12 protein-coding genes are annotated in these 13207 nt (G+C 71.1%); 9 read left to right on the forward strand and 3 right to left on the reverse strand.

Annotated features, from left to right (window positions below; all coding sequences use genetic code 11):
• Positions 1-94 precede the first annotated feature (94 nt).
• The 4 genes from MCBMB27_RS24770 (at position 95) to MCBMB27_RS24785 (ending at position 3737) form a co-directional block, all read left to right on the forward strand.
• Positions 95-451 (forward strand): MarR family winged helix-turn-helix transcriptional regulator, encoded by a 357-nt coding sequence (locus MCBMB27_RS24770; RefSeq protein WP_236952810.1) that lies wholly within the window; start codon positions 95-97, stop codon positions 449-451.
• Positions 452-488: 37 nt separating this feature from the next.
• Positions 489-1775: an MFS transporter gene (locus MCBMB27_RS24775; RefSeq protein ID WP_043380372.1), complete on the forward strand. Its 1287-nt coding sequence runs from the start codon at positions 489-491 to the stop codon at positions 1773-1775.
• An 87-nt stretch (positions 1776-1862) separates the two neighbouring features.
• Complete coding sequence (locus tag MCBMB27_RS24780) at positions 1863-3134, forward strand: multidrug effflux MFS transporter (RefSeq protein ID WP_075381497.1); 1272 nt, start codon at positions 1863-1865, stop codon at positions 3132-3134.
• Positions 3135-3209: 75 nt separating this feature from the next.
• Complete coding sequence (locus tag MCBMB27_RS24785; protein WP_075381498.1) at positions 3210-3737, forward strand: DoxX family protein; 528 nt, start codon at positions 3210-3212, stop codon at positions 3735-3737.
• Here MCBMB27_RS24785 and MCBMB27_RS24790 read toward each other — a convergent pair whose 3' ends face one another.
• On the reverse strand, positions 3738-5186 hold the full coding sequence (locus MCBMB27_RS24790; protein ID WP_043380525.1) for an MFS transporter: 1449 nt from the start codon (positions 5184-5186) through the stop codon (positions 3738-3740).
• Positions 5187-5393: 207 nt separating this feature from the next.
• Between MCBMB27_RS24790 and MCBMB27_RS24795 the strand changes: the two genes are divergently transcribed.
• From MCBMB27_RS24795 to panE, 3 genes are all read left to right on the forward strand, one after another.
• Positions 5394-6284, forward strand: coding sequence for a DUF3313 domain-containing protein (locus MCBMB27_RS24795; protein ID WP_043380367.1), 891 nt, complete (start codon positions 5394-5396; stop codon positions 6282-6284).
• 311 nt (positions 6285-6595) lie between these two features.
• Complete coding sequence (gene guaB / locus MCBMB27_RS24800; protein ID WP_043351032.1) at positions 6596-8089, forward strand: IMP dehydrogenase; 1494 nt, start codon at positions 6596-6598, stop codon at positions 8087-8089.
• 7 nt (positions 8090-8096) lie between these two features.
• Entirely contained in the window at positions 8097-9041 is a 945-nt protein-coding gene (gene panE / locus MCBMB27_RS24805) for a 2-dehydropantoate 2-reductase (protein ID WP_075381499.1), read from the forward strand.
• Between the two features lie 21 nt (positions 9042-9062).
• On the opposite strand, the gene MCBMB27_RS30315 is transcribed toward panE, so the two are convergent.
• Complete coding sequence (locus MCBMB27_RS30315) at positions 9063-9236, reverse strand: hypothetical protein (RefSeq protein ID WP_164706329.1); 174 nt, start codon at positions 9234-9236, stop codon at positions 9063-9065.
• Positions 9237-9448: 212 nt separating this feature from the next.
• On the opposite strand from MCBMB27_RS30315, the gene MCBMB27_RS24810 reads away from it, so the two are divergent.
• A complete protein-coding gene (locus tag MCBMB27_RS24810; protein ID WP_075382098.1) occupies positions 9449-10750 on the forward strand; it encodes an RsmB/NOP family class I SAM-dependent RNA methyltransferase in 1302 nt (433 codons plus the stop codon).
• Positions 10751-10866: 116 nt separating this feature from the next.
• On the forward strand, positions 10867-11880 hold the full coding sequence (locus MCBMB27_RS24815; protein ID WP_075382099.1) for an alpha/beta hydrolase: 1014 nt from the start codon (positions 10867-10869) through the stop codon (positions 11878-11880).
• Between the two features lie 4 nt (positions 11881-11884).
• Here MCBMB27_RS24815 and MCBMB27_RS24820 read toward each other — a convergent pair whose 3' ends face one another.
• Entirely contained in the window at positions 11885-13123 is a 1239-nt protein-coding gene (locus MCBMB27_RS24820) for a peptide ABC transporter permease (RefSeq protein ID WP_075382100.1), read from the reverse strand.
• Between the last annotated feature and the right edge of the window lie 84 nt (positions 13124-13207).

A 13207-nucleotide genomic window follows, 5' to 3' on the forward strand; every position in this document is an offset into this window, starting at 1 on the left:
GGGTGTATATGCACATATTATGGCCGACATTCATTCCGGCGATGGTCCTCAAGAGCTCTGCACCTGCTCAGCCCTGCGGCGGGCGACACGGGCGGTGACCACGACCTACGACGCCGCGTTGCGGCCGGTGGGCTTGCGCGTGACGCAGTTCGCGATCCTGCGCCTGCTGCAGAGGCTCGGACCGACGCCGGTGACGCGACTTGCCGCGGAGGCGGCCCTGGAGCGGACCACGATGGGCCGCAACCTCGATCCGCTGGAGCGTCGCGGCCTCGTGCGAATCGCGCCCGGCGCGGCCGACGCCCGCGAGCGCGTGGTCGTGCTGACCGAGGCCGGCGGCGAGGCGATCGCGGCGGCGACGCCGTACTGGCGCGACGCCCAGGCGCGCATCAACGCCCGGGTCGAGCCAGCGGCCGTGGCCGCCCTCGCCGACGCCCTGACCTCCGTCTCCTGACCGATCCGCCGCAATCCGCCCTTTCCAGAGGCCGTTCATGTCCGTCATCGCCGACACGCACGCCAAGCCGCCGCTGCATTATGCCTGGATCATCGCCGCGGTGACCTTCCTGGTGCTGCTCGTCGGCGCCGGAGTCCGGGCCACCCCGAGCGTGTTGATCGTGCCGTGGGAGCGGGAATTCGGCTGGACCGCGGCGACGATCGGCGTCGGCATCGCGCTCAACATCTTCCTGTACGGGATGATCGGGCCCTTCGCGGTCGCCATCATCGAGCGGTTCGGGCTGCGGCGCTGCATCTGTGGCGCGCTCCTCATCCTGGCGCTCGGCACCGCCGCAACGAGCCTCATGACCGCGCCCTGGCAGATGGTGCTGCTGTGGGGCATCGTCGTCGGGTCGGGCTCCGGCATGGTCGCCAACGTCCTCGGCGCCACCGTGGCGGGACGCTGGTTCGCCAAGCGGCGCGGTCTCGTGCTCGGCATGCTGACGGCGAGCAGCGCCACCGGGCAGCTCGTCTTCCTGCCGATGCTCGCCTCCCTCGCGGTCGGCCAGGGCTGGCGCTCGGTCTCCCTGGTGGTCGCGGCCGCGACCCTGGCCCTGATCCCGCTGGTGGCCCTGCTGATGCGGGATCGCCCGGCCGATCTCGGCCTGCCCCGCTACGGCGAGACCGTGGTGACGCCGACGCCGGTCCTCACCGAGAATCCGGCCCTGCGGGCGCTGCGCGGCCTGCGGATCGGACTGCGCTCCCGGGATTTCTGGCTGCTCGCCGGCACGTTCTTCATCTGCGGCGCCTCTACCAACGGCCTGGTCGGCACGCATCTGATCCCGGCCTGTATCGATCACGGCATCGCCGAAGTGACGGCTGCCGGCCTGTTGGCCCTCATGGGGATCTGCGACCTGATCGGCACCACGGCTTCGGGCTGGCTCACCGACCGGTTCGACTCGCGCAAGCTGCTCGCGTGGTATTACGGCCTGCGCGGCCTCTCGCTGATCTTTCTGCCCTATTCCTTCGACTTCAGCTTCTACGGCCTGTCCCTCTTCGCGGTGTTCTACGGGCTCGACTGGATCGCCACCGTGCCACCCACCGTGCAGCTGGCCGGCAAGTCGTTCGGCGAAGATAACGCGGCCCTGATGTTCGGCTGGATCGCGGCAGCTCACCAGATCGGTGCGGCTTCCGCAGCCTGGCTCGGCGGGATGATCCGCACCGAGAGCGGCACCTATTTCGGCGCCTTCATCTCGGCCGGCCTGCTCTGCCTCGTTGCCGCTCTCATGGCGACCTTCGTGGGCCGCAAGCCGGCCGCGCCGGCCCTGCATCCGCTGCCGGCCTGAACTGCGCTGGGTGAGCGCGGTCGTCATAAGTGCGCCGCGAAGGAGGAGCCCTGATCGGCTCCTCCCAGCGCATCCCGAGAGCCCGTTTTGACAGTCGCGATCCGGCCCCTGCCGCCGGTCCAGGAGGTCCGGACCCCGCGCCCCTGGTCCGGACCGGGATTTGCCGAGTTCGTCGCCATCATCGCGCTGATGATGGCGGTGACGGCCATCTCGATCGACAATCTGTTGCCGGCCTTCCCGGCCATCGAGGCGCGGTTCGGAGTGCCGGATCCGAACCGGCTGCAACTCCTCGTCTACGTCTACATGATCGGCTTCGGCTTCGCGCAGATCGTCTACGGACCGGTCTCCGATGCCCTCGGCCGGCGCCCGGTGCTGCTCGCAAGCCTCGCCGTCTACGTGGTCGGCTGCGGGCTCGCGATGATGGCGCCGAGCTTCGGCTGGCTGCTGGCCGCGCGGATCATCCAGGGCATCGGTGCAGCCGGCGGGCGCGTTCTCTCGGTGGCGATCGTGCGCGACCGCTTCGCCGGCCGGGAGATGGCGAGCGTGATGTCGTTCACCATGATGGTGTTCCTGATCGTCCCGATGATCGCGCCGGCGATCGGCGGCATGATGCTGGCGCTGGGCTCCTGGGTCTATGTCTTCGTCTCGATGCTGGTCCTGGCCTTCTGGCTGACCGTCTGGTTCTCCCTGCGCATGCCCGAGACGCTGCACCCGGAATACCGCCGGCCGCTCTCGCCCGCCGCCACCTGGGAGGCGATCCGCCTGACCCTGAAGACCCGCGTCGCCGTCGGTTATGCCACCGCGCTCGGCCTGATGACCGGGTGCATCATGGGCTACGTCGGCTCGGCCCAGCAGCTTTTCGACACCGGCCTGTATCACCTCGGCCCGCTTTTTCCCCTGGCCTTCGGGCTCGTGGCCGGCGCCATGGGCGTCGCGACGCTGATCAACGCCCGCGTCGTCCGGCGGCTCGGGATGCGGGCGATGTCGCACAGTGGCGTCATCGCCTTCACGTTGGTGGGGCTCGTGCAGATCGCCGCCGGGCTCGCCTATCATGGGCATCCGCCGCTCGCGCTGTTCCTGTCGATCCTGGCGGTCAACCAGTTCCTGATCAGCTTCGCGATGCCGAACTTCAACGCGCTCGCGCTCGAGCCGCTCGGGGCCATCGCCGGCACGGCCTCGTCGTTCCTCGGCTTCTACACGACGATCCTGGGCGCCTTCTGCGGCTTCCTGATCGGACAGGCCTTCGACGGCAGCGTCATGCCGGTGGCTGTCGGCTATGCGAGCCTCGGTGCATTGTCGTTGCTCGTGGTGGCCTGGACGGAGCGCGGCCGGCTGTTCCGCGGCGGCGTCGGCGGCTGATCCGGACGCCTTAACGCGGTCTTCAGCGGGAAGGCGTCAAGCTCCACGCCTGATCCCAGCCGACCGGACCCGCCCATGCTTGCCCGCGCCCAGGACGGAACCCTCCTCGCTGCGCGTCTGCTGCTCGCCGCCGCGCTCCTGCCGACCGGCATCGCGCGGGCGCTCAACGTCTCGGGCTTCGCGCTGACGCTTGCCGGCGCCGGCATGCCCTTCCCGAACGGTGTCGCCACGGCCGCCGTCGTGGTGCAGGTCTTCGGCCCGCTGGCGCTCATCCTCGGCGTGCTGCCGCGGCTGACCGGTCTGGCGCTCGCCGTCTTCGCCGCCGTGACGGCCTTCGTGCTCCATCCGTTCTGGCACTACGTCGGACCCGCCGCGATCGCCGAGCGCACGCTGATGCTCGCCGATCTCGGTCTCGCGGGCGGATTCCTCATGTACGCCCTGAGCGGCCCGGGCGCCCTGAGCTGGCAGGGCTGGGGTGCCGGAAACCGCGCCCCGGCGCCGAGCCCGAAGCCCGCATCCGCGAAGGCGTCCGGCAAGGCCGCCGCGTCGCGGGGCGGAGGCAAGCGGGCGGCCGGGCGCCCGCCCGCCCGGGCTGCCGCCTGATCAGCCGTGGCGGGGCCTCATCTCGGCGGTCGCGGACGGCGGCGCTGCGACCCTCTTGCGCCCGGAGATCTCCGCGCCGGCATCGTGCGACAGATTGCGGAACGCCAGAACGGAGGCTGCCGAGATCACCGCCACGGCGAAGAAGGCCGGCCCGAAATCGGCGGCCGCGATCTGCGTTCGGCCATGCCAATGGGCCGTTCCTTCCAGGGCCAGCGCGCCGAGCGTTACGCCGAGACTCAGCGACAATTGCTGGCAGACGCTGGCGAAGCTCGTGGCCGCGCTCATCTCGCGCGATTCGAGGTCGGCATACGCGATGGCGTTGATGCAGGTGAACTGGATCGAGCGCGCGCAGCCGCCGATGAACAGCAGGCCCACCATGATCCAGTGCGGCGTCTGCGCCGTGTAGAACCCGTTCACCGCCAGAAAGGCCGACGCCAGCACGGCGTTCCAGACCATCAGCGCGCGGAATCCGGTGCGGCGCAGGATCCGCGGACCCAGGGTCTTCACGAACATCGCGCCGGCTGCCGCCGCGAAGGTGATCAGGCCGGACTGCAGGGCATCGAGGCCGAAGCCGACCTGCAGCATCAGCGGCAGCAGGAACGGGATCGCGCCGGTGCCGATCCGGAACAGGCTGCCGCCGAGCACGGCGACGCGGAAGGTCGGCCGCTGCATCAGGTCGAGGCGCACGATCGGGTGGGCGATCCGCCTGGCATGCGCCCAGTAGAGCGGCAGCAGGATCGCGCCCGCTGCGAGGCAGCCCCAGGAGATCGTGGCCGGCAGCAGATGTCGGCCCAGCGAGGCCAGCCCGAGCATCAGCGCCGCCAGCCCGGTGCCGAGCAGGGCGAAGCCGAGCAGGTCGAGGGGCGGCCGTTCCGCCTCGCGGATGTCCTCGAAGTACAGGCTCGCCAGCACGATCCCGGCACAGCCGATCGGCAGGTTGATGAAGAAGATCCACCGCCAGTCGAACCATGTCGTGATCAGGCCGCCGACCGGCGGCCCCAGTACCGGGCCGACGAGAGCCGGAAAGGTGAGATAGGCGAGGGCGGTGACGAGCTGCGATTTCGGCACGCTGCGCAGGACCACGAGCCGCCCGACCGGCACCATCATGGCGCCGCCCATCCCCTGGAGGAACCGCGCGGCGACGAACCACGCGAGCCCGTTCGCGGCCGCACAGGCCAGCGAGCCCGCCATGAACACCACGAGGGCCGCGCGGAACACGGTCCGCGACCCGTAGCGGTCGGCCATCCAGCCGCTCACCGGGATGAAGATCGCGAGGCTGACCAGATAGGAGGTCAGCGCGAGCTTGAGGGCGATCGGGTCCTCATGGAGACTCGCCGCGATGCTCGGGAGCGCCGTGGCGATCACCGTGGAATCGGTGTTCTCCATGAACAGGGCGGTGGCGACCGTCAGCGGGACGATCCAGAGCGGTCTTTGAGCGGTCGCAGGCATCACACAGCAGACGCGTGTCGCGCCGCCGCGGTTGCACGGCAGCGCGGCCACCTCGCACCCTCGTGTTTCGCGAATGTATCCATCGTGCAACAGAGGTTGAGCCGCGGCGCGGAGCCACCTTTTTTGCGGGTGCGCCAATGGCTAAGTTTCCATCACGCGTCCGTGAGGCCGCTCCAGCCGGCCCGGGGCCGGCGCGCGAGGATTTCGATGCAGCCCAGCCCCAGCAAGGTCCGCTCCGTGGCGCGGATCGCCGCCGGCGTCGCCCTTCTCTCGATGGTCGCCGCCTGCGGCACCGTCCTGCTCAACGATCGCGGCTCGCTGACGCGCTACGACCGGCTGAAGTCCAGCGATCAGGTCGCCTCGGCCTCGCGGATCTACGTCGACCGGCCCGCGCTGGCGAAAGCGCGCACGGTCCGCATCATCCCGACGGTGTTTCACGCTGACGTCTCCGGTGCAGCGCCCCTGACCGCGGCCGAGCGCCGGCTCATCGCGAACGCCGCCGACCGGGCGCTCTGCTATGACCTGTCGCTGAAGTACGACATCGTCACCAGCCGCGACGCGGATCTGACCGTGCGCGCGCAGGTCACCCGCGTGGATCCGACGGATCTCCTCGGCGCCGGCGCGACCATCGCGGGCTCGGCGGGCGTGACCGTGGCCTCGCAGCTGGGTCTCAGCTTCGCGGAGGGGGTCGGGCGCGTGCCGATCCCGCGGGTGCCGATCGGGCTCGGGAGCCTGACCGTCGAGGCCGAGGCTCTGGACCGGCGTCGCGAGCAGCGGGCCGCCATAGTCTGGGGCGGAGCGGCGAACTCCTTCACCAGCCAGCCGCGCTTCTCCCGCGCCAGCGACGCCTACGACCTCGCCGGCGAGTTCGGCCAGGATTTCGGCTACATGCTGGCGACCGGCGAGGACCCGTTCACGGCCCCCAACACGCTGCCGACCTGGGACCGGATCCGCGTCACGACGCTCGGTGAGGCGCCGCTGGACCCCGATTGCGAGGCCTTCGGCCGCGCGCCCGGCATCGACGGCATGCTCGGCGATTATATCGGCCTGCCGCCCGAATATACCGACAAGGGGCCGGCCACGCCGGCCATGCGCTAGGGCGCACGCCGCCAACCCGGTCTTCGCGGGCGAAGCAATCCACGACGGCGCCACACGCGAAGGCGCCGCACTCTTTCGCTTGGCTTCATCCGAGACGAAGGTGGGCTGACGGTTGCGATCAACCGTCGCGGGGACTGCGCGCACCGCCTCGCGACCCGACCGGACGTGGATAAGCCGCGAGCCCTGCGTGTTTTTGGGTTGCGACGCGTCGCGCGCGCATTGGCGCCGTCGCGGAGCCCGTGATACTGGCACTTGCCAACCCGATCCCGCAGCGCGATCCCTGCGCGCCCCCGTCCGAGGAAAGTTGGCACATGGCCCGAGTAGAAACCGCATCGATCATCGAGGGCCTCACCTTCGACGATGTGCTCCTGCGGCCCGCCGCCTCCTCGGTGATGCCCACCGAAGTGAACGTGGCCTCCCGGCTCACCCGCACGATCCCCCTGAACCTGCCGATCCTGGCCTCGGCCATGGACACGGTGACGGAAGCCCCGATGGCCATCGCCATGGCGGCCAATGGCGGCATGGGCGTCATCCACCGCAACCTGGAGCCGCCGGAGCAGGCCGAGCAGGTCCGCCTCGTCAAGAAGTACGAGTCCGGCATGGTGATGAATCCCATCACCATCCATCCCGACGAGACGCTGGCCGACGCCTTCGAGGTGATGAAGCTCAACCGGATCTCCGGCATTCCGGTGGTCGAGCGCGGCCCGAACGGCTCGCGGGGCAAGCTCGTCGGCATCCTCACCAATCGCGACGTCCGCTTCGCGACGAATTCGGCCCAGCCGGTTGCCGAGCTCATGACCCGCGACCGCCTGATCACGGTCCGCGAGGGCGTGACCCAGGACGAGGCCAAGCGCCTGCTCCACCAGTTCCGGATCGAGAAGCTGCTGGTCGTCGACGACCATTACCGGTGCATCGGCCTGATCACCGTCAAGGATATCGAGAAGCGGGTCGCCTACCCGCACGCCGTCAAGGACGAGCAGGGTCGCCTGCGGGTCGCCGCCGCCACGACGACCGGTGACAGCGGCTTCGAGCGGGCCGAGCGCCTGATCGACGCCGGCTGCGACGTCATCGTGGTCGACACCGCCCACGGCCACTCGATCAAGGTCCTCGACGCCGTCGCCCGGGTGAAGCAGCTCTCGAACGCCGTGCAGGTCATCGCCGGCAACGTGGCAACGCGGGACGGCGCCAAGGCGTTGATCGATGCCGGCGCGGACGCCATTAAGGTCGGCATCGGGCCGGGCTCGATCTGCACCACCCGCATCGTCGCGGGCGTCGGCGTGCCGCAGCTCACCGCCCTGATGGAGGCCGTCGAGGCCGCCAGCGAGGCCGGCATTCCGGTTATCGCCGACGGCGGCATCAAGTATTCCGGCGACCTCGCCAAGGCGATCGCGGCCGGTGCCTCCGTGGCGATGCTCGGCTCGCTGCTCGCCGGCACCGACGAGGCGCCGGGCGAGGTGTTCCTCTACCAGGGCCGCTCGTACAAGTCGTACCGGGGCATGGGCTCGGTGGGCGCCATGGCCCGCGGCTCGGCCGATCGCTACTTCCAGGCCGAGGTGAACGACACCCACAAGCTCGTGCCGGAGGGCATCGAGGGGCAGGTCCCCTACAAGGGCCCCGTGGGCAACGTCCTGCACCAGCTCGCCGGCGGCCTGCGCGCCGCCATGGGCTATGTCGGCGGCGCCACGATCCCCGAGTTCCAGGAGCGGGCGCAGTTCATCCGCATCACCAATGCCGGCCTGCGCGAGAGCCACGTCCACGACGTGACGATCACCCGCGAGAGCCCGAACTACCCGTCGCGGACCTGAGGGACCGATGCGCACGCTGATCGTCGGGGCCGGCGCGACCGGCGGCTATTACGGAGCGCGCCTCGCCGAGGCGGGGGCCGACGTGACCTTCCTGGTCCGGCCGGCCCGGGCGGCGAAGCTCGCCGCGGACGGCCTGAACGTCCGCTCCCCGCTCGGCGATCTGCACCTGCCCGATCCGCCCACCGTGACGGCCGACCGTCTGGTCGAGGCCGGGCGGTTCGACCTGATCCTGTTGTCCTGCAAGGCCTACGACCTCGACAGCGCCATCTCGGATCTGGCGCCGGCGGTGGGGGCGGACACGGCGATCCTGCCCGTGCTGAACGGCATGTCGCATCTCGACGCGCTCGACGCCCGGTTCGGCGCCGAGCGCGTGCTTGGCGGCTCCTGCGCCATCGCGGCGACGGTCGCGCCGGATGGTGCGATCCGCCACATGAGCGAACTGTGCAGCATCACTTACGGCGAGCGGGACGGGTCGCGCTCGGCGCGGATCGAGGCTGTCGACGCCATGATGCGCGGCCTGAAGTTCCAGCCGCGCCTGAGCGACGTGATCCTGCAGGAGATGTGGGAGAAATGGGTGTTCCTGGCGACGCTCGCCGGAGCGACCACGCTGATGCGCGCCGCGGTCGGCGACATCGTGGCGGCACCCGAGGGGACCGCCCTGATCGAAGCGCTCCATGCCGAATGCACGATCGTGGCCGCGGCGAGCGGCTTCGAGCCGCGCGCCATCGTGGCCGAGCGGGCGCGGGCGCAGCTGACGGCGGCCGGATCCACCTTCACGGCCTCGATGCTGCGCGACATCGAGAGCAAGGGTCGGATCGAGGCGGATCACGTGATCGGCGACCTGATCGCCCGCGGCCAGCGGCTTGCGCCGGAGGTTTCGTTCCCGGTCCTGACCGCGGTCTATACCGGCCTCAAGGCCTACGAGGCTCGGCGGGCGCGGGAAACGGCCTGAGCCGCGCCCCGCGCTGACGTCTCAGTAGCGGCCGGGGGGCGGCGCGGGCGGCGTGCCGTATTCCAGCTGCGTCTTGGCATCGACCCGCGGACGCGGCGGCGGCGTCAGGTCCGGCTGTGCGGCGGGGGCGCTCGCGCAGGCGGCGAGGGAGGCGGTCACCAGGGCCGCGAGGGCGACGCGTACAATGGACGTCATGGGCTGAGGTACTCCCGGTATGCGCCCGGCGGCGGACCACACTGGTCCGGGACGGGCGGATGCCATACGACACGTGGCGGCCCGCACGGCGGCCCAACCGCGGCACGATCTGCGCCCCGAAGGTGCAGGAAGCTCGGCCGTATCGTGGCGGCATCGTGGGCCAAGCGTGGCCGTTTCGCGTCGTCGCCGACCCATTCCGGAGGATCCGACCCCTGACTCCCGCCGCTCGCTGCTCCGCCGCCATCGAAGTCCTGACCGATATCGCCGAGCGTCGCCGGCCGGCCGCCGACGCCCTCAAGGACTGGGGCCTCGCCCATCGTTTCGCCGGTTCGGGTGACCGTGCGGGCATCGCCAGCCTCGTCTACGATGCTCTGCGGCGCCGGGCTTCGGCGGCCTGGATCATGGGCGCGGAGACGCCGCGCGCCATCCTGATCGGCACGCTGCGACTCCAGCAGGGCCTCGCCGCCGCTTCGGTGGCGGCGTTGTTCACGGGGGAGCGCTTCGCGCCCGCACCCCTCAGCGACGACGAGCGCGCGCGCCTCGACGGTGGGACGCTGCACGACGCTCCTCCCGAAGTCGCGGGCGACGCCCCGGCCTTCGTGCTTCCGGATCTTGCGGCCACGCTCGGCGACGAGCTCGTCCCGGAGCTGAAGGCGCTGGCGCGGCGGGCCCCCCTCGATATCCGGGTGAACGCCCTGCGCGGCGACCGCGACGCGGTGTTGCCGGCGCTGACGGCCTTCGATGCCGCGCCGACACCCCACGCGCCGGCGGGTCTGCGCATTCCGATCGGTGCCGATGGGCGTGGTCCGGCGCTCCACGTGGAGGCGGAGTTCCTGGACGGCTGGTACGAGATCCAGGACGAAGGATCGCAGCTCGCCGCACTCCTGGCCGCCCCCCGGGCCGGCGAGATCATCGTCGACCTATGCGCCGGCGGTGGCGGCAAGACCCTGGCCCTGGCGGCCGAGACCCGGAACGAGGCCCGACTGATCGCCACCGATGGCGATCCGCGCCGGCTCGCGCCGATCCACGAACGCCTGCGCCGGTCCGGCGCGGTGGCCGAGGTGCGGACCCCGCGGAGCGGCAAGGCACGGGCCGACGTGCTGGAGGATCTCGACGGTAAAGTCGATCGGGTCGTGGTCGATGCGCCCTGCACCGGATCCGGGACGTGGCGCCGGAATCCGGACGCCAAATGGCGCCTGCGGCCGGGAAGCCTCGCGCTGCGCACCGCCGAACAGGCGCAGGTCCTGGACCGGGCGGCGCGGCTCGTCAAGCCCGGCGGCCGGATCGTCTACATCACCTGCTCGCTGCTGTCGGCGGAGAACGACGCAGCCGTGTCCGGTCTGCTCTCGCGCTGGCGCGGTCGCTTCGACGTCGTCCCGGCGGAGGAGGTGCTGGCGGCAGGACCGGATTCGCTCCGGGCGGCGGTGCGGAGAACCGCTCACGGGATCCAGATGAGCCCGCTTCGGACCGGGACCGACGGTTTTTATGTCGCGATCATCGCGCGCAAGGCCTGACGCGCGCGGACACCACGGAACCTAAGGCGGTTGCCGGGGCGTTTGACCCGCTCACCTTAAGGAGTCGGGACCGCCGACGGGCGGCCCCGTGCGCGGCTTGATCAGAGGGGATGCCCTTGCGGCTCGACCGCCGTTTCCTGCTCGCGGGCCTCGGAAGCGTCCTGGGCCTTCGCACCGCCCGCGCGGAGGTCCCCGGGGAGACAGCGCCCCAGCCGGCGCCGCACGAGGCGGTCCGGGCGCTTCCGCGCTCCCTGCCCGGCGCGGATCTGCAGGTGATCGATCTGTGGCCCGGCGAAGCGCCCGGCGGCGGCGACGGGCCGAAGGCGGACGGTTATCGCTACGTCGAGGGCCGGTTCGGGGACATCACCCGGGTGTCGCGGCCCTGTTTGCTGGTCATGCGACCGGCCAATCCGAATGGCGCCGCCATGATCGTCGCCGCGGGTGGCGGATACGAGTTCATCTCGCTCGGCAACGAGGGCGTGCCGGTCGGACGGGTCCTGAACGCCGCCGGGATCACGGTCTTCCTCCTCGTCTACCGACTGCCGGCGGAGGGCTGGGGTTCGGGACCGGACGCGCCGCGGCAGGACGCCCAGCGCGCCCTGCGGCTCGTCCGGGCGCGCGGCGCGGAGTTCGGCATCGATCCCGGCAGGGTCGGCGTCCTCGGGTTCTCGGCGGGCGGCCACCTGATGGGCGAGACCGCGGTGGGCAGCGCCCGGGACCTGTACGCGGGCATCGACACCGCCGATGCCCTGCCGATCCGGCCGGCGCTGGCCGGGCTGATCTACCCGGTCATCACCATGCGCAAGCCGTTCGACCGGACCGCGACCCGCCGCATCCTGGTCGGCGACGACGTCACCCCCGACGAGATGAAGACCTACTCGGTGGACCTGCAGGTCGGGCCCGAGACGCCGCCGACCTTCCTGGTTCAGGCCATCGACGATCCAATCGCCGTGGCCGACCATCCGCTGCTGATGTTCTCGGCCCTGCGGAAGGCGCGGGTTCCGGCCGAGTTGCACCTGTTCGAGCGCGGCGGCCACGGGTTCGGCCTCGGTGCGCCCGGTACCCCCGTGGCGGCGTGGCCCGGCCTGTTCCTGGCCTGGATCCGCCTGCACGGCTTCCTGCGCGCCTGACCGCTTACTCCTCGCGGGCCTGGATCCTGGGCAGCTTGGCCACCTTCGGCCGGCTGGTTCGGAACTGACCTCGCTCCACAGCGACGAAGACCACGATGGCGATGGCGACGGTCGTCAGCCACCACACCGCCGTCAGCCCCACGCTCAGGCAGGCCACCGTGAAGGCAGCCGCGAAGCAGCCCATCGCCCCCGGCACCAGGGCCGGCCCGTCCCGCCCAGCCCGCCGAATCGATGCGTACAGGGCGAAGGCGGCGGCCAGCGCACCGACGATCCCGAGCTCGTACCAGAACTCGAACAACGCCGTGGTCGGAGCATTGGCCGGCAGGAGGCCGACCAGGCGGCCGCGCAGGGCCGTCTCGAAGCCGTGCCCGGTGATCAGCCGCACCGGATCGGCGGTCACCACCTTCTGCCAACTCTTCAGCGACAGCACGGCGGGTGCGAGCGGCCCCATGAGGGCGGCGCCCACCGGCCGCGCCAGGAAGGGCAGAAGCGGCGCAGCCGCGAGGAGAGCCGCCGAGAGGACGGCGGTGAGCATCACGCCCAAACGCGGCCGGTAGCTCGTCACCGCGAAGGCGACGGCGCCGACCGACAGGGCGGCGATCTGGGTCCCGTCCGGCTGGACCGTCAGGGCGAGGGCGACCAGCAGCGCGAGGCCGAGCGCCTCCCGGTCTCGGCGACGGGATCGCAGCCATGCGAGCGCGGGCCAGAGCAGAAGGATCAGCAGGACGAGGCCGCGATCCAGCGCGCCGTCATCCTCGACACCGGACGGCGCCATGTGGGCGCCGAACAACCCGAGCATGATCGCCACGATCCCGCCTGCCACGACGCCGAGGGGCAGGAGGTAGAGATTCGCCGAACGCATCCGGTCTGGGAGCGCGAGATAGCCGAGGAGGGCGAGGCCGATCGTGGCGCCCAGATTGGCCAGACGCTCCAGGGCCGGCCCGAGGAACGGGGTCCACGTCAGCGAGAGAGCCGACCACAGGATCACCAGCATCCCGGCCAGGAAGGCCGGAGCGGTCAGGAGGCGGTAGGTCGCCGGGCGCACCGGACGCTGGCGCCGGTCGATGACGCTCGCGATGATCAGCAGGATCACGGCGATCGGTGCGAGGATCACCGAGGCGCGGCGGGCGACCTGCGCCAGGACCGGGAGAACCACGAACAGACCGAAGAAGCCGATGCGCCGCAGCAAGGCGGCGGCGTCAAGCGCCGGATCGATGGTGGTGGAGGTCGACGCGCGCGGCATCATGCGCCTTCTTCCGGACCGGGACGGCCGGATCCCTGCTCGATACGCAAGGCTCGCGCAAGCTGCTGTAGACGTGGCGCCACA

Origin of the sequence: Methylobacterium phyllosphaerae (assembly GCF_001936175.1) — a bacterium.
Classification (GTDB): Bacteria; Pseudomonadota; Alphaproteobacteria; order Rhizobiales; family Beijerinckiaceae; genus Methylobacterium; species Methylobacterium fujisawaense.

What these genes read in the sequence shown, in the direction of transcription:
- MCBMB27_RS24785 (WP_075381498.1), top strand. Translation starts at nt 3,210, where the DNA reads ATGCTTGCCCGCGCCCAGGACGGAACCCTCCTCGCTGCGCGTCTGCTG.
- MCBMB27_RS24795 (WP_043380367.1), top strand. Translation starts at nt 5,394, where the DNA reads ATGCAGCCCAGCCCCAGCAAGGTCCGCTCCGTGGCGCGGATCGCCGCC.
- guaB (WP_043351032.1), top strand. Translation starts at nt 6,596, where the DNA reads ATGGCCCGAGTAGAAACCGCATCGATCATCGAGGGCCTCACCTTCGAC.
- MCBMB27_RS24775 (WP_043380372.1), top strand. Translation starts at nt 489, where the DNA reads ATGTCCGTCATCGCCGACACGCACGCCAAGCCGCCGCTGCATTATGCC.
- MCBMB27_RS24790 (WP_043380525.1), bottom strand. Translation starts at nt 5,186, where the DNA reads ATGCCTGCGACCGCTCAAAGACCGCTCTGGATCGTCCCGCTGACGGTC.
- MCBMB27_RS24820 (WP_075382100.1), bottom strand. Translation starts at nt 13,123, where the DNA reads ATGCCGCGCGCGTCGACCTCCACCACCATCGATCCGGCGCTTGACGCC.
- MCBMB27_RS30315 (WP_164706329.1), bottom strand. Translation starts at nt 9,236, where the DNA reads ATGACGTCCATTGTACGCGTCGCCCTCGCGGCCCTGGTGACCGCCTCC.
- panE (WP_075381499.1), top strand. Translation starts at nt 8,097, where the DNA reads ATGCGCACGCTGATCGTCGGGGCCGGCGCGACCGGCGGCTATTACGGA.